Source organism: Bartonella sp. MR90HLJMH (genome assembly GCF_042194115.1).
GTDB lineage: Bacteria > Pseudomonadota > Alphaproteobacteria > Rhizobiales > Rhizobiaceae > Bartonella > Bartonella grahamii.
Genome location: NZ_JBHIMM010000012.1, coordinates 1 through 16,170, shown reverse-complemented (window position 1 = coordinate 16,170; position 16,170 = coordinate 1). Strand labels below are relative to the sequence as shown.

Below are 16,170 nucleotides of genomic sequence, written 5' to 3'. Positions count from 1 at the left end.
GTGAATACACTGCTAATAACTTATCTCAAAAAAGAGCAGAATAACATTGATAACTGCTAAGAAAACACATTGATTAGGGGAAAGGTTGAGATAATGTATAATTCAAATTTTGGAGAAACATTTATGAACAAAGTAGAGTGATGTAATGACAGTCTTCGAAAGTAAATTGAGTGTTATAAAAATAAATCAACGCCGCGGTTTTTTATTTATTCTCTCTTCTCCTTCAGGTGCTGGTAAATCAACAATTTCTCGATTACTTCTAAAAGATGGAAAATTAGAGCTTTCCGTAAGTATGACCACAAGGAAAAGGCGTCCTAGTGAAGTAGATGGACTGCATTATCACTTTATTTCAAAGGAAGAGTTTGAATATAAGCGTGATAGAGATGAATTTATTGAATGGGCAGAAGTTCACGGGAATTATTATGGCACTTTACGTGAAACTGTTGAGAACGCATTGAGTACTGGCCGTGATATGTTATTTGATATTGATTATCAAGGTACCGAGCAGCTGCAAAAAAAGATGCTAGGAGACACTGTATCTGTTTTTATCCTTCCACCATCAATGAAAGAGCTTGTTTCGCGTTTACATCGTCGAGCAGAAGATAGCCAAGATATCATCAATTTACGATTGGAAAATGCACGAACGGAGTTAAAGCATTGGCGTTCTTATGATTATGTTGTGATTAACGAAGATTTAGATCAGTCTTTATCTTTTATTAAATCAATTTATTTAGCTGAAACCGTAAAACGCGAGCGCTGTTCTTATCTTGACTCTTTTGTTGATGGGCTTATTGCTGAAAAGATCGATAAATGTCTTGATTAAAAAAGGTTGCATAACAAAAAGTGCAATTTTTTAGAGCACTAGATGCGCTAAAGTTACAAATTCTGAAACCGAGAGCGTTTCAGCACGGCGTGTTCCATCAATTCCAGCTTTTTCTAATAGCACTTCACCTCCAAGTGTTTTGAGATTTTGACGAAGCATTTTTCGTCTTTGTCCAAAGGCGGTTTTTGTGACGAGGCTTAGTTTTTGTGCAGAGCAGGCAAGAGGTTGTATTCGCGGAATAATATGAACAACGGAAGAAGTTACTTTAGGTATTGGTATGAAGGCTTGAGGGGGCACATCAAAAGCAATTTTAGCAGTGGTACGCCAGCCAGTTAAGACACTAAGACGTCCATAATGAGTAGATTGGGGTTTAGCTGTAATCCGTTTGGCAACTTCACGTTGAAACATCAATGTCATTGATTCATAAAAAGGAGGCCATGGTTCAGTCAAAAGCCAATTTAATAAGAGTTGTGTCCCAATATTATAGGGAAGATTTGCAATAATGCGAGGTTTTTCGGGGCTTGTTTCAAAGAGTTTTGAGAAGTCTTGCTTCAGTGCATCATTACAAATAATTTTTAATTTTTTAGGATAGTGTTTTTCTATTTCTAAGAGAGCTGGTATGCAGCGTTCATCGCGTTCTATTGCTGTTACAATGGCACCCTTTGCTAGCAAGGCACGTGTGAGACCTCCAGGACCAGGACCAATTTCAAGAACAGGTTTTCCTTCTATATTACCTGCGTGATGAGCAATTTTAGATGTTAAATTAAGATCAAAAAGAAAATTTTGCCCCAAAGATTTATGCGCTTGTAATCCATATATATCAATGACCTCACGTAGAGGAGGGAGATTATCTATAGGCATGGTATTAAACTATTTTCGGCAAGTTGATTTGCAAGTTTAAGAGCAGCAATAAAGCTTTCGGGAGAGGCTATCCCTTTATCAGCAATGTCAAAAGCAGTTCCGTGATCTGGAGACGTGCGAATAAAAGGGAGACCTAACGTGACATTAACAGTGCTATCAAAGTCTAATGTTTTAACAGGGATAAGGGCTTGATCATGATACATACAAATGGCAACGTCATATGCCTTTCTTGCGCATTCATGGAACATTGTGTCGGCAGGCAGCGGTCCTGCAATATTGAGTCCTTTCTTTTTAAGATATTCAATAGCAGGAGTGATAACTTCAATATCTTCTTTTCCCATTGCACCTCCTTCTCCAGCATGAGGATTAAGACCAGCAACAGCTAGTCGGGGTGACGTTATTTTAAACCGTGTTTTTAAGTCACATTCAGTAATAAGTACCGTTTGAACAATTAAATCACGGGTAAGCTGTGAAGGAACATTTTTAAATGGAATATGAACAGTTATTGGTACTGTTTTTAATCGAGGTCCTGCTAACATCATAACTGGATGGTAACATTTATGAAAAGCTTTATGGGCTAAATCGGCTAAAAATTCTGTATGACCTGGAAATTGAAAACCGGCATCATAAAGATTCTTTTTTGCAATAGGACAAGTAATAAGTGCACATGCATGGCCATTTTGAATTAATTGAACACAGCGTTGAATTGCTTCAATGATTCCAGAGGCATTATTCGATGAAGGTATACCTAATTGATCACTTTGTTTGTTTTTTAACGGTATGATAGGAAGAGCGTTTTGAAAATTTTTTGCGGAATTATTGATTAAAACAGATTGCACCTCAACATCAATCTGTAAAAAACGAGCGCGCGAACGAATAACATCTGGATCAGCAAGAAGCACAAAAGGTGGAATTTGGCGCGTAACACGCAAACTCCACGCTTTTAGTACTATTTCAGGACCAATTCCGGCAGGATCACCACCGCTAACAATAAGAGCAGCCATTATGAATTTTGAATGCGCGCCACTCGCCGCAGTTCTCCTAAATATTTGTCGCTTAATTCTTCAAGTTTTTGCGGGCTTCTTTTTTTACTATCTTGAAGAGAAAATATTAGTCGAGCGACATAATCATCAGAAACTCTTTTTATTTTGCAGACAGCAATTGCTTCGATTCCATCAGATGTTTCTTGTAATTTTGTCATTTTTCCAGCAGGCGTTGCAAGAATAGCTTGTTCCCATGCATTGGGAAGTTGGGGCTCCAGAAACTTTCCTAAGTGGCGGATAGTAACGTCTAAAATACCTCTTGCTTGATTGTGAGCATTGGCACATCCACGGAAATGTGCACGAAAATTGCTTGCTTCTCTTTGACGTCTTTCAAAAATTTCTGAACGACGATGTGCAGGAATGACAAAAACAATTCGCTGTAATGTATATTCATTGGTTGAAGGTTTTACACCACCATTTTTTAATATCCTGCGTACAGCTTCTTGTTCGCTAATCATACCTGTTTCAGCTTGATAGCGTGCGCTAACAAGACGCCCCCATCCTATTTGTCCACGGATGTAATCTTTAAAGTGTTGCACAGTGATCTCAGTTTGGATCAGAATCTGGTTGAGCTGATCAATCGTCATATTATTTTGTGTCGCAAAATTCTCAAAAGCTCTATCAACTTCATCATTGCTTACTTCAATATTACGACGTTTTATTTCAATATTTTTTAGCTTTTCATCGATAAGCTCTTTTTTAGCCTGTGCCACCAAATTGCCTTGCTTTTGTTGTAATCTGAGAAAAGCAAGGCGCCTTTGTATATCATAATTTGTGATGGGGTTGCCATTAACTGTAACAACAATAGAAGTCTGCGCAAAGACTGTCGGAATCAAAAATCCATTTATTAGCAGGCTGCTTACGCTCAAAGACGTAATATAAAATAAAGCAAGAACACGCTTTTTCAATTTATTCATGTGAATAGGCTTTCGCATTGTTTATTAATTCTCATCAACAACTTAAAATATACTCTTTCTTTCATAAAAACAATGATAAGTTAAATGACTGATACATTCTCTTTATAAATTAATCTATCTTTTTTCCGATATCTGCAATCGTACGCAATGAAAGAGAGAAATTAAAGTTTTGCAAGGGTGTTTTCCTGCCTGGATTCGTTACCTGTTGATAACCGAATGTTAACCCGAAACATTCATCTGTATAATTCAAGCTAATTCCTCGCTTTACAAATGTACCAGATACTAAATCATAACCGGTGTTGCTATTAATAGACCAATAATCTGCTAGTTTAAGTCCTGTTTGAAAAGAAATTTCTTGGCGCTCTTGAGGATATTCATAATCTGGTTGCTTTGCGATATAGGCATATTGTAGAGCCGCCCAAAAATTTTGCCATTTTTGTGATGCTTCGATTTCACTACGGCGGATTTTTCCTGTCTTTTTGTCAAAGCGTCCACGCGTTTCTAAGGAAAAACCACTTTTATGGGTTGCACCAAACATTGCAACATAGTCTGAACGTTTTGCCTCTAAGCTAGAATGAATACCTACATTGACAAAGTCCTTTTCTGCAAAAGAATTCTTTCCTGCTAGATGAAAGGATTGTCCAACAAGACCATAAAGAGACCAATTGTCATTAAAGCTTCCAGAATATCTTAGACCTATATTGGCTCTTGTGCCACCTTCTACACGATCATAACCAGAAAATTTGTCTCGTTGAAAGAGAGTGGTTGCATCAAAGACAAAGCTTTGAGCATCTTCATTAGGAATTTGTCCAATATATTGTTCATTATTGCGTATAAAAATTTGTGCGGTTGGTTCTATAATATGTGTAGAATGATCCGCTGTAATAAGGAAGGGATAGCGTAGTTCCAACCCTGCTGTTGCCATGCCACGAATTGTTGAACCATGAATTGCGGATGAGGAATTTTTTTCTGTAGAAGCTGTATAATTTTCGCTTGCATTGGTTGTAATGATATCAGCTCGTAGAGAGAGAAGGGGGGTTAAGATGAGTCCGTTGTGCGTGTTGAAGCGCTTTTTCCACTGAAGCTCGTTTGTTAAACGCAAACTATTTCCAGCCATACCAGAAAGTCTTACTATGTTGAGAGGGGTTCCGTTCTGGTCGGTAGAACTGAAGTCAGTATGACGACGATAAATTGATTGCATATTACTATGGAAGGTAAGCTCTCCATTATAAATGGGTTCATCTGGTGTGAAAAAATAATCGATGCGCGGTAGGACCCAAGCTTGCCGAGAGTGACGTTCATAATGAGGATCATTCAATATTGAATCTTGAACTTTAAAATGATAAAAACGCATATCAAAATAATTTTTTCCTGCAAGGCCATTCAGATAGATCTGAGAAAGTTGTGTAGGATTGCTATAGTTTTCAAGTTTATAGGCACGACTAAAATGCCGATCTGATTGTGCAAGGATATCCCATCCATAAGTCCAGTGTGAATTAATACGAAAGTCCCCTTTTGTTGACAGCATATAACGGTTTTTATGCTGTGCATCAATCGTATCATTATCAAATCTATGCCGTTTCATTTGGTATATATGAGCAAAGCGAATATTATAACTGCCCATTTTAAAACGTTGACGCCATTCCCCTTCGGTTAAAAGCCCTTGTTGGGTATAAACAGTAGAAGAAAGGGTAAAATCATAGTGAGGGGCGAGATTCCAAAAATAAGAATTCTTTATCCCCATACCGAGATAATCAGTATAAAAAAAATGAGGAGTAAGCAGACCGCTAGCACGCCTGACAGTTGGATCATAGATCTCAAAATTTGGAAATTTTATAATCGGTACACCAAAAACTTCAAAACTGCTATTTTCAAACCGAATTTTTTTGATGCTATTATTCCATATGATCTTTCTTGCTTTAATTTTCCATAGGACGTCTCTATCTGGTTTATAAGAGCAAGGTTCACAGGCTGTATAGGTTGCATTTTCAAAGACTGTTATGTGATTGTTTTTGCGTGTAGCATTTTGGGCTGAAAAGTGAACATTGTTGGCTGTATCAATACGTAAGGCGTTTACAAAACCCTCGCCAAGATCTTTGGTCATATCAATTTGGTTGGAATAGATTTTATTACCATCCTTTTCAGTAATTTCAACGTTCCCTTGTGCTATAAGCCGTCCTGTTTTTTGATTGTAAATAATTTTTTGAGCGACAACTTTATTGCCATCATATTCGATTTGGACATTACCTTGTGCAGAAACAGTGTTTTCATCACGATTGTAGATGAGTTCATCCGCAGAGAGCAAAAGAGGACGTTCCGGATTTCGAATGCGACTTTGGGAAGGAGACATAAGGCTTTGAGCGTGCGCACAATAAGACAAAGCGCCTCCTAAAATAACCCCCATAACACTTGTAAAAGCGAGAGCACTTAATTTTGTTAAAATAATTTTTTTAAGTGTTAATGCTTTCACTTAGCCATCCTCTTTATGAAGTAAAAAAGAGATTCCTAAGAATAACGCAATAACAACGGGTGTCCAAGCTGCAATAATTGGTGGAATATATCCAGCATTACCAAAAGCTTGAACGAGTACGGAAATAACATAAAGCGTAAACCCAGCTATTACTCCACCAAGAATCAACGTTCTAGATTGCCCAAAACGCGTAAAATTTAAAGATACAGTTGCTGCAATGAGGGTCATTGCCACAAGTAATGCCGGTAATGCAATTAAAGATTGGAAATACATATCAAAATTATTAGCAGAATAGCCAAATGAACGTGCAATCATAATTTTTTTTGGCAATTGGTAAAATGGAATAGTCGCGGGATTCGCTAAACGTTCCGTTAAAAATTCAGGTTTTAGATTGGTTTTTATTTGCAACACGGTAATTTTTTCAGGAGGATGCCCTATTTTATAGATTGTTCCATTTGTTAATAGCCAAGATCCATTACTCAAGGTTGCTTTTGGGGTGTTAATCCAATTTTTGACGGTTGCGTTGTCATTGTATTGTACAAAGGTTGCATCGATAAGAGAAAGTCCTTGGTCGGTGATAAATTTAGCACCAATGGTTGTTCTGCCTAAATTTGTACGTTGTGTTAACCAGTGGATACCTGTATTATGAAGAGGTGTTAGTATATTGTTATTGCGCCATTCAGTCATCTTTTTTTCTGCTTGAGAAAATCCCCATGCAGCAAGTGGATTAATGAGAAGAACTGAAAATAATCCCAAAAGAAAAGCTCCCAAACAAGCTGGCATAAGAAATTGCCATGCAGAAACACCGATTGAACGAGTCACCACAAGTTCAAGTTTTTTGTTGAGCGAGATAAGCGTTGCCATTGCAGAAAAGAGTGCAATGAAAGGGATAAGTTGTTGCATGATAAAAGGGATGCGTAAAACAGAGAGGAAAAATGCATCTTTTGCTGTATGATGCGGAATGGAGGACAGCCTACCGGAGTTCTCTGTGAAATCGATTAAAAGAGCAAGGACAAAAATGCTTCCCCAGAAATAACAAGTTATTTTAAGATAACGTATAAAAAAGTATCGTCCAAGTGTCCACCCAATCATGATATTTCATCCGAGGAATCTTGAGATTTTCGATGTTCAAATTTGTTCATTACTTTTTGAAAAGCGATTTGAATAATCTCATTAACTTTTGTGGGGAGCCCAATTTTATGATTCGTTAAAAGCATAAAAAAAACAAATGCACTTGTCCCTATGGGCATAATATAAAGGAGAGGAACGTATGCAAGATCGTTCTTTGCTTTTTCTGCAAAAAAATATCCTATCCAATACACCAGAAAAGAAAGGGTAATTGCCGAGAAATTTGCGGAATGACGAGCTTGTCGATGGGAGCATACATCCCCTGCCGCTGCTAATGCAATAAGTGAAAAAACAATAGGGTAGAGCCATTGGGTTAATCTGCGGTGAAACTCAGCTTTATATTGGAGTGGTTTTCGTTGATAGTAGGGATCTTTTGGATCAGGATTTTGTAAATAAGAAAGAGACCGATCTTTTGGATAAAGAGTAGGTGCTTTATCACTGGGGATAAACTCCCCTAGGCTAAAAGTATATGAGCTAAATTGAACGATTGAAACACTGTTATTTTGATGGTTAACTCTTTCTATTTCACCGTTATTGAGAACCAGAAAACTGCCGTTTTTATTGCTCACAATGGATGCGTCTGTTGCATAATAAAAAAGATCAGTCTTAGGATCACGCTGGTCGGCAATGAAAAGGCGTTTAAGTGCTCCATTTGGATTTCGTTCGCCAATTTCTATGTAAAGGTTATTAGCGAGTTTTTGGAAGCTTCCTTCACTAATGAATAGATTAATAAGATCAAAATGAGCGCTTGCTAGCATTTGTCGCATATGAAGACGCGCTTGAGGAACAACAAAATTAGCTATAGAAAAGGAGATACAGGATGCAACAATAGCAAGAAGAAGAATAGGTTTCCAAACAGTACTTTTAGGAAAACCAGAGGCATTGATGACAGCAAGTTCTGAGTCTTGATGCATTGCTGAAAGGATGGTTGTAATTGCGATTACTAATGCAAATGGAATGACAAGAAAAACAACAGAAGGGACCAATGAGAGTGAAAATTGTAAGACTGTGAGGAGTGTTTGTTTACTTGTTGTGAGAAAGTTTATCCGTGCGAGAATTTGTACTGTCCAACTAACGCCCACTGCTGCAATCATAACAGAACTAAACAAAACAAGGACACGTTTCAGGATGTAGAACTCAATAATACGCATAAATTGGGGAAAATCCTCAGTCTTTAATTCGATAGCAAATATTTTACTGCTTTCGGTTAAAATGTAATAAAGCTCGAAAAAATACCCTTCTATGAATTGGATATTTTAACCAAATAAATAATATAAAATTGCCTATGAGGTCCTCTTTAAATTTTCCGTACATTATATTTTATTTTCAACTATAGTCTACAAAGAATCTAGAAAATAACTTAAAAAAATTTTTTATTAACGTTGAAATTAAAATTTTTTGTCTTTTAAAGACACGTGCAAAAAGATAATGCATCTCAATCAAAAAAGAGGGTTTATATCTTGAACCGTTTCCTTTTATACTGTGGGTATGGAAGTTTCTCTAAAAAAGATGTTAGCTTTTTATAAAGGGTGATAAGGGCTTAAGAGGTTGGATATTCTATTCTATCATTTGACGCAGTCAACGCTGAAAGATATTTTGCCAACGCTTGTAGAGCGTGCATTGGCTCGTTTTGGTAAGGTAACAATACAATGTGTAAGTGAAGAACAACGCGATTCTATAGATATGCATTTATGGGTTTATGCGGATGAATCATTTATTGGACATGGAACTGAGTGTGATCAATATTCAAACTTTCAGCCTGTATTTTTGACGACAGGACAAGAAAATCCGAATGATTCAAAGATTCGTTTTCTCATAGAGGGAGCCGTATGTTCGAATATTGATACTTATCAACGGCTTGTTGTGATATTTGATGGTAGAGATGATGAGCAGTTGAGTCTTGTTCGTGCACAGTGGAAAAAATATAAAATGGAAAATCATAATTTAACGTATTGGCAACAGACTGAAGATCGTTGTTGGGAAAAACAGGTTTAATGCGTCTCATCTCTGTTGTTCTGATTTTTATAGGATTGATAGGAATAGTAAATCCAGCGCTTTTTATTGCGAAAGGATCAGGGGGAGGGCGTTGGGTTTTTATTGTGATTTTTCTTTTAGGCATATTAAAGATATGGCCTACAATTAAAAAAATGAAACGGCATCATGATAATTGATCGAATTTTGCTTGTTTTATGGGCTGTGATATTGGCTTTTTTTTGCGTTTCGTGGTTGGGAACAACACATATCCTATCAGGAATGTTTACTGTTGCTTATATAAGCAATATTGCAGATTTTTTATTTTTCTTTTTGAGTGCCTTGTTCGCAGGAATATTGTGGTGGAAAATACCGCAACCCATGTCTTTAAAAACGAAACTGGCAGCATTTTTGCTGCCAGTACTTATTTTATTCTTCTTTATTATATTTTAGTTGGATATTTCATCATCTGTAAATCCGACGAAGCAAATCAGTGAAATAAAAGAAGCAAGAAGCAAATAATAGCCGATATAAGATGTATCAAAATGTTGTACCAGATATTCTGCAATATAAGGCGCAAGAGAGGCTCCTACGATACCCGATAAGTTGAAAGTAATAGAAGAACCAGTATATCGAATTGCTGTTGGGTATGGTGAAGCCAAAACAGCACCAAGAGGACTGTATATCATCCCCATGATAGACAAACCGATAACAGACATTGCAAGGACTCCTATAACTCCAGAATTTAAGAAATAAGGAATTGCAAAAGAATAAATACCGGTGATAATTGTAACCCAAATCATCAAAGTTCTACGTCTAATACGATCAGCGAGTTTTCCAGTGATGACAGTAAAAATTCCACAGAAAATAGCACCAACAATTTCGACTTGAAGAGCTTGATAAAATGGCAATTGCAGATGGTTTGTTGAGTAGCTTAACAAATATGCGGTGACCAAGTAAAACAAAACAAATGTTGCCATACCAGAAAATATTCCAAGAAATAGGATTCGTGGACATTTTAAAAAGACATCGATGATAGGAACTTTGACACGTTCTTTACTTTCAAGAGTTTTTTTGAATTGAACAGTTTCATTGATTGAAAGACGGACCCATAATCCTATAATCATAAAAACAACTGAAGCAATAAAAGGAATGCGCCATCCCCAAGCTAAAAGTTCTTCATGATCAAGGAAATGCAACAGACCTAAATAAACGGCAATAGATAAAAATAAACCGATTGGAACACCCAATTGGGGGAACATCGCGTACCAGCCGCGCTTTTCTGGAGGGGCATTTTCTGTTGCGAGCAAAACAGCTCCTCCCCATTCTCCTCCTAATCCCATTCCCTGTCCAATACGGCACAAGGTCAAGAGGAAAGGGGCAAACCATCCAGCGGTTTCATAAGTAGGAAGAAAACCAATAATGACTGTTGAAAGACCCATTGTGAGAAGAGAAGCAATAAGTGTTGCTTTCCTTCCAATTTTATCTCCAAAATGTCCAAAAACAATTGATCCAAAGGGCCTGGCAAAAAAGGCCGCTCCAAAGATCAGGAAAGATTGTAAAATGGCAATCTGATCATTTTGTGTTGGAAAAAACACATGAGGAAATATGAGAGCTGCGGCAGTGGCAAAGACATAGAAATCAAAGAATTCAATTGTTGGGCCAATAAGGCTTGCAAACAAAATGCGACGAGGGGAATTTCTGTTTCTTGTACCTTGCATTTCTAAGTTTATAGACATGAATAGAATGTCCCTTTCAGTATATGACAAATCAAATGATGAGTTAACTGACTATAATTATAAAAATTTCAAATCACTGTCGAGTCGATATTATGACGTTTCTTATATATTAGAACAATGATTATGGCTTGATGAGCATGAATAAGTGTTCTTTAGATTACCCAAGTTAAGTAGAATAAAGACACTGTTTTAAATGCTGTAGAGGAAGAAATATGTGGATATAAAGGCCGCTCTCATTAACATTACTGTTTCCTTTAATGTTTAATGCCATTTTTATCTATTGAGGGATCAATCTTATTTATAGACCAGCCTTTGGTATCTCAAAAATATTTTTCCATAGATGTAATTATAACACTTTTTAAGCGTATCAAAAAGAAATTAAACCTTTTAGTTGTGCATGCATTTTAAAACACAGGGTGTATATTTGATCTGTCAGAGTGTAGTCCATCGAATGCTTTATTATCTTAAAAAACATGAGGTTGAGCAATTGCATTGAGTTGTTTTGGTCTATGCACTTTTTTCTAAATGGGGGAATTTAAATTTGAAATTATGGAGTGTGAATAATGCAACGTAAATTGAAATTAAGTTTTTGTGCATTAATGACCAGTGGTTTTTTTGTCAAGATTGCGAGTGCAGATGGAGTAGCGACACCAAAAGAAAAGTTATTAACACCAGTAAGTATCAGTGAACATCTAGAAGAGACAAAAAAATTGTTATTGGAAGTGAGGGGATTAAAAGAAAAAAAAGGGGGATCAAAAAGGATAGAGAATAAACAGATAGTAGAAGGAAGCAAGTCTTCAGAAGAGGAAAGGGAGAGATTAGAAAACCTATTCTTTGAAGTACTCACAAATTCAATAATAAGTGATGGTGCTACTATCTATATTACTAATCAAGATTCTGAAGATTCTGAAATAAATAGCTTTAAATATGAAGATGCAGGCTATTCCATCAATAATACGGTTCAAGAAGGTGGAAAACTCTACATTGATGCAGCAAGTGTTAGCAGGGATACGACAATTGAGAGTGGTGGTATTGAATTCGTCCAAAATCTGAGCAGTTCAGAATATGCCACTGTTAAAAAAGGTGGTAAACAAATTGTTGAGAGTGGTGCAAATGCTGAGGGGGCTAAAATCTATGGTGGTGAGCAGATTATTTTTGGTAAGGGGGTTCTTGGAACTGGTTTGTTGCGTAAAGATAAGGAAAGTAGTGCTTATAACACCGAAATTTATGCTGAAGATGGAATCCTAGGACTACAAAGTGTCTATAGTGGGGGGATGGTTGTTGACACAAAGGTTATGAAAGGAGGTGTCCAGAATCTTGATGGTAAAGAGAATTTTAATAATGGATTCTCAGAAGATACTGATACAGCTGATACAGAAAATGAGGATTTTACAATCAATGAGGGGGCTTTTGCACTTAGTACCGAACTTTTTAAAAATGGTGCGCAGAATATCTTAGCAGGAGGGAATGCGAGCGAAGTTACTTTATATGATAGAGCTACTCAGAAGATATATGATTCTGGATACGCGGATAATCTAACAATTAATCACCAAGCACAATCATGGGTTTTTGCTGGTGCAATATTAGATAAGGATACAAATGTTAATGATTTTGGCAACCTCTATCTTTATGCTGGGAATGGTGAAGCTGTTACGGAAGTAGAAAATCTTATTTTAAATGGAGAAGATGCCAAGTTATACTCTATTGCAACTAAAAATAACGCTACTCTCTCTCAGGTTAATATCCAGAATTTAACTGGAAGTGGCAGAGTTATTTTTACATCTTTTGGGGCTGATAAGCATTACTCTAAGCTTAATATTGATGATCTATCAGGTTCTTTACATTTTGAGTTTAATGTCAACTTTGCCAAGCATCTTAGTGATTATCTTGTTATTAAAAAAAGTGGTTCAGGTTATCATACAATAAGTGTTACTGATTCTGGAGGTGAGGTTACAACCCCTTCCCACAAAAAGCTTAAATTAATTTCTGATCATAGTGGAAACGCTCATTTTACTCTGACAAATACTTTTGGTGAAAAAATCAGAGCTATTGATGCCGGAACCTACATGCACAGTTTGAAACATAGAAAAAATAAGAGCAATGGTAAAATTTGGTATTTAGATGCGAATTATGCTCTTGATGAGGAAAATACCTCTTTATTTTCTGATTTTAACTTGCAACCATCTGCGATGGCTTCATTATCGAATGATCTCACAGAACGCACAATTGAAAAGGGAATGATTGTTACGATTGCTGATCCTAGCTTTGATAGTAACAGTGAGAAAGTTGATAGCAATGGAGAGACTTCAATTAGTAATATAGTTAAAGATGCTGGAAAGCTTTCGGTTTATAACGGTGGTTTTAGCCTGTATACGACAATTCAAAGAGGCGGTACTGAACTTATTAGAACACAGGGTCTTTCACAGGATAGTACAGTTAAGAGAGGGGGAAAACAAAAGGTTGAAGATGGGGGGAAAGCTGAAGGGGCTCAAATTTACGGTGGTGAGCAGTTTGTTTCAGGAAAGTTTGATATCAAAGGTGAGATGGTAAGGAGTAGCGCCTATAACACTGTCGTTTCTGGTAAAAATGGAGTGCTAGGATACCAGAATGTGTATGATGATGGAGAGGTTTTTAGCACAAAGATCATGGAAGGAGGGGTACAAAATCTTTTTGTGGAAAAAGATCTAGACCATTATAGCAGTTTTGCATTTGATACGAAGATCTTTTCTGGTGGAGAACAACACGTTTTAGCAGGAGGAATCGCGATTGGTGTTCTCTTACAAGGGAATGCTTTTCAAGCAATAGATTTAGGAGGCTATGTAAAAGATTTAACGATTAAGGATCAAGCACAATCGTGGTTGCATTCTGGTGCAACATTAGAAGGAAACACCATGATTCATGATTCTGGACGGATTTATCTTTATGCTGGTGCTGAGCGATCTCATACTGAAGTAGAAAAAATTGTTTTAAATGGTAAAGATACCACATTATACTCTATTGCTTCCAAGATGGATGGTGAAAGCTCTCTGATTGAGGATCTAAGCGGGGATGGACGCGTTGTTTTTACTTCTACCGTGTTTAATCCACATTACTCTAAACTTGAGGTCGGTAATCTTTCAGGTAATTTACATTTTAGGTTTAATACTAATTTTGCAGAACAGCGCGGTGATTATCTTCTTATAAAAAAAGGAGCAGGTCATCACACCATCAGCGTTATCGATTCTGGTGCTGAAATGACCAATTCTCTTCTACAAAATCAGAACTTAGTTTTGGAGCTTGATTTAATTCATGATCAAAGCGGAAATGCGCATTTTACTCTGATAGATTTTGGGGGTGAAGAGATAGCTACTGTTGATAATGGAGTCTACATGTACGCTCTAAAGAAAAAAGATCATAACGGTGGAAAGATTTGGTCTTTATCGACATCATCTACATCGGAAAAAATTTCTACTCCTATCTTTTCTCCATCTCATACGGAGTTGCCTATAGATAACTCTTTTGAGCAAGAAAATACTGTTTCTCCTTCGGAAGATTCTATAGCCGATTCTTATACAGGTGATTTCAATTTTTATGCAGAGGATTTCATTACTGGTCTAGGTGAAAAAATTTTACAAAACTCCATACTTGGTGACAATAGCATAGTTTATATTGCTGGTGATGGAGAAACGGATGATTTTAAATTATCCATTAATAATACAGTTCCAGAAACTGCAACACTCTATGTTGAGACTGGTGGTTTTAGTAAGAATACAACAATTGAAAATGGTGGTTCAGAGATTGTAGGGGAACAGGGGATCTCAGAATTTACGATTATTTACGAGGGTGGAAAACAAAGAGTGGAGGGAGGAGGATCCGCATTGAGAGCTGAAATTTATGGTGGGGAGCAGCTTGTTTTCGGAGAGGGTTATGTAAATGGTGAAATTGTGGGGAGCAGCACTTATAACACGACACTTTATGGTCAAGGTGACACGCTGGGACAGCAGAATGTATATGATGATGGGATGGCTGTGGGAACAAAAGTGATGAGTGGAGGAATACAAACTCTTGCTAAATGGTTCGCAGATGATGATGATTTTGTACAAAAAAGTGGTGGCTTAGCCGTGAATACTGAGGTTTTCGCGGGTGGGGTACAGCGGGTATTAGCAGGGGGAGAGGCGGATATTGTGACTTTACACCGCCATGCTGCTCAAGAAGTTCATGCTGGTAGCATTGTAAAAAATCTAACAATTAAAGAAGGAGCCAATTCATGGTTTTTTGCTGGTGCGATGTTGGAAGGAAAAATAAAGATTCATGATTTTGGACAAGTCCATCTTTATGCTGGAAATAATAGCTTTTATACTGAATATAAAAATTATCAGACAACAGTAGACGATATTAATTTAGAGGGAGAAAACGCTAAATTATACTCTATTTCTACTGGATATGGAAACACAGAAACCTATATTAAGAAGCTAAGCGGTGTGGGAAATATTATTTTTACTTCTACAGAATCCAATTTACATTACTCTAAGCTTTATATTGATAATCTTTTTGGGAGTCTACATTTCGATTTTAATGTCAGCCTTGCAGAAGGAGAGGGTGATTATCTCTTTATCAAGAATGGCCGTGGTTCTCACACAATAAGTATTGTAGATTCCGGTATTGAAATTGTTGATCCTTCTTCAACAGAACTTGATTTAATTGTTGATCAAAGTGGAGGAGCACATTTTACTCTGAGAAGCTTTTCTGGTGCAAATGTTAAAACTATTGATGGCGGAACCTATATGTATGGTTTAAAACAGAGAATTGATGAGGATGGGGGTGAAAAAGTTTGGTATTTATCTGCGGTATTTATTGATAATGTTTCATTTCTCAACAGTTTGCCACGTAGTAGGAGTAGATCTACGTGGCATTTAAATCAAAATCAATCAGCTTCTTCTCTTTCAACTATTACAGTTACAAAAGAGCATGCTATTAAGTTGCTACATCGAAGAGAAAACCGCCAAAACTTAAGGCAAAAATCTCCAGCTTCTGTATCTCTAACTGTTTCAACTCTTGGAAGTCAAATTATTGAAGGGGCATATCCAGCAAGTTCTCTTCATTTTTCTGACGGAAAGCAACAGGCTATTGTTTCAGAATCTTCACAATCTTTAGCCGATCAAATGATTTTGCGTCCAGTTCATAAAGAACAGCCTTCTCCACAATTGAGAGAAACGCTTTCAGTTTCTCATTTTTTAAC

The 16,170-nt window shown here is 36.9% G+C and carries 12 protein-coding genes; 5 read left to right on the top strand and 7 right to left on the bottom strand.

The annotated features are described in order from the left end of the window. Positions 1–145: 145 nt before the first annotated feature. Positions 146–823 (top strand): guanylate kinase, encoded by a 678-nt coding sequence (gene gmk, locus ACFIJ9_RS07735; RefSeq protein ID WP_375636543.1) that lies wholly within the window; start codon positions 146–148, stop codon positions 821–823. A 30-nt stretch (positions 824–853) separates the two neighbouring features. On the opposite strand, the gene rsmA is transcribed toward gmk, so the two are convergent. From rsmA to lptF, 6 genes are all read right to left on the bottom strand, one after another. Further along, on the bottom strand, positions 854–1,684 hold the full coding sequence (gene rsmA, locus ACFIJ9_RS07730) for a 16S rRNA (adenine(1518)-N(6)/adenine(1519)-N(6))-dimethyltransferase RsmA (RefSeq protein WP_273788483.1): 831 nt from the start codon (positions 1,682–1,684) through the stop codon (positions 854–856). After that, positions 1,675–2,688 carry a 4-hydroxythreonine-4-phosphate dehydrogenase PdxA gene (gene pdxA / locus ACFIJ9_RS07725; protein ID WP_375636541.1) on the bottom strand — a complete coding sequence of 338 codons (1,014 nt, stop codon included), beginning with the start codon at positions 2,686–2,688 and terminating at the stop codon, positions 1,675–1,677. Before pdxA ends, rsmA begins: the two co-directional genes overlap by 10 nt. Further along, a complete protein-coding gene (locus ACFIJ9_RS07720) occupies positions 2,688–3,644 on the bottom strand; it encodes a peptidylprolyl isomerase (RefSeq protein WP_026500356.1) in 957 nt (318 codons plus the stop codon). The genes pdxA and ACFIJ9_RS07720 overlap by 1 nt, the downstream gene beginning before the upstream one ends. Before the next feature lie 109 nt (positions 3,645–3,753). Further along, positions 3,754–6,114: an LPS-assembly protein LptD gene (locus ACFIJ9_RS07715; protein ID WP_375636539.1), complete on the bottom strand. Its 2,361-nt coding sequence runs from the start codon at positions 6,112–6,114 to the stop codon at positions 3,754–3,756. Then, entirely contained in the window at positions 6,115–7,206 is a 1,092-nt protein-coding gene (gene lptG / locus ACFIJ9_RS07710) for an LPS export ABC transporter permease LptG (RefSeq protein ID WP_375636537.1), read from the bottom strand. After that, positions 7,203–8,393: an LPS export ABC transporter permease LptF gene (gene lptF, locus ACFIJ9_RS07705; protein ID WP_375636536.1), complete on the bottom strand. Its 1,191-nt coding sequence runs from the start codon at positions 8,391–8,393 to the stop codon at positions 7,203–7,205. The genes lptG and lptF overlap by 4 nt, the downstream gene beginning before the upstream one ends. A gap of 397 nt (positions 8,394–8,790) precedes the next feature. Between lptF and ACFIJ9_RS07700 the strand changes: the two genes are divergently transcribed. The 3 genes from ACFIJ9_RS07700 to ACFIJ9_RS07690 are packed head-to-tail and all read left to right on the top strand — an operon-like array spanning position 8,791 to position 9,666. Continuing rightward, positions 8,791–9,237, top strand: coding sequence for a DNA polymerase III subunit chi (locus ACFIJ9_RS07700; RefSeq protein WP_375636534.1), 447 nt, complete (start codon positions 8,791–8,793; stop codon positions 9,235–9,237). Then, the gene (locus ACFIJ9_RS07695) at positions 9,237–9,413 is read left to right on the top strand and encodes a hypothetical protein (RefSeq protein WP_012754972.1); all 177 of its coding nucleotides are present in this window, start codon (positions 9,237–9,239) and stop codon (positions 9,411–9,413) included. Before ACFIJ9_RS07700 ends, ACFIJ9_RS07695 begins: the two co-directional genes overlap by 1 nt. Then, the gene (locus ACFIJ9_RS07690) at positions 9,403–9,666 is read left to right on the top strand and encodes a hypothetical protein (RefSeq protein WP_375636533.1); all 264 of its coding nucleotides are present in this window, start codon (positions 9,403–9,405) and stop codon (positions 9,664–9,666) included. Before ACFIJ9_RS07695 ends, ACFIJ9_RS07690 begins: the two co-directional genes overlap by 11 nt. On the opposite strand, the gene ACFIJ9_RS07685 is transcribed toward ACFIJ9_RS07690, so the two are convergent. Next, positions 9,663–10,952: an MFS transporter gene (locus ACFIJ9_RS07685; RefSeq protein ID WP_375636532.1), complete on the bottom strand. Its 1,290-nt coding sequence runs from the start codon at positions 10,950–10,952 to the stop codon at positions 9,663–9,665. The two genes, ACFIJ9_RS07690 and ACFIJ9_RS07685, sit on opposite strands and share 4 nt — an antisense overlap. Before the next feature lie 563 nt (positions 10,953–11,515). Here ACFIJ9_RS07685 and ACFIJ9_RS07680 point away from each other — a divergent pair. Beyond that, the coding region (locus tag ACFIJ9_RS07680) for a pertactin-like passenger domain-containing protein (protein WP_375636530.1) at positions 11,516–16,170 on the top strand (4,655 nt) is incomplete at its 3' end.

Excerpts from the sequence above, each read along its gene's own strand:
- ACFIJ9_RS07690 (WP_375636533.1), top strand. The coding sequence starts at position 9,403 with ATGATAATTGATCGAATTTTGCTTGTTTTATGGGCTGTGATATTGGCT.
- lptG (WP_375636537.1), bottom strand. The coding sequence starts at position 7,206 with ATGATTGGGTGGACACTTGGACGATACTTTTTTATACGTTATCTTAAA.
- rsmA (WP_273788483.1), bottom strand. The coding sequence starts at position 1,684 with ATGCCTATAGATAATCTCCCTCCTCTACGTGAGGTCATTGATATATAT.
- ACFIJ9_RS07685 (WP_375636532.1), bottom strand. The coding sequence starts at position 10,952 with ATGTCTATAAACTTAGAAATGCAAGGTACAAGAAACAGAAATTCCCCT.
- ACFIJ9_RS07720 (WP_026500356.1), bottom strand. The coding sequence starts at position 3,644 with ATGAATAAATTGAAAAAGCGTGTTCTTGCTTTATTTTATATTACGTCT.
- gmk (WP_375636543.1), top strand. The coding sequence starts at position 146 with ATGACAGTCTTCGAAAGTAAATTGAGTGTTATAAAAATAAATCAACGC.
- ACFIJ9_RS07695 (WP_012754972.1), top strand. The coding sequence starts at position 9,237 with ATGCGTCTCATCTCTGTTGTTCTGATTTTTATAGGATTGATAGGAATA.
- pdxA (WP_375636541.1), bottom strand. The coding sequence starts at position 2,688 with ATGGCTGCTCTTATTGTTAGCGGTGGTGATCCTGCCGGAATTGGTCCT.
- lptF (WP_375636536.1), bottom strand. The coding sequence starts at position 8,393 with ATGCGTATTATTGAGTTCTACATCCTGAAACGTGTCCTTGTTTTGTTT.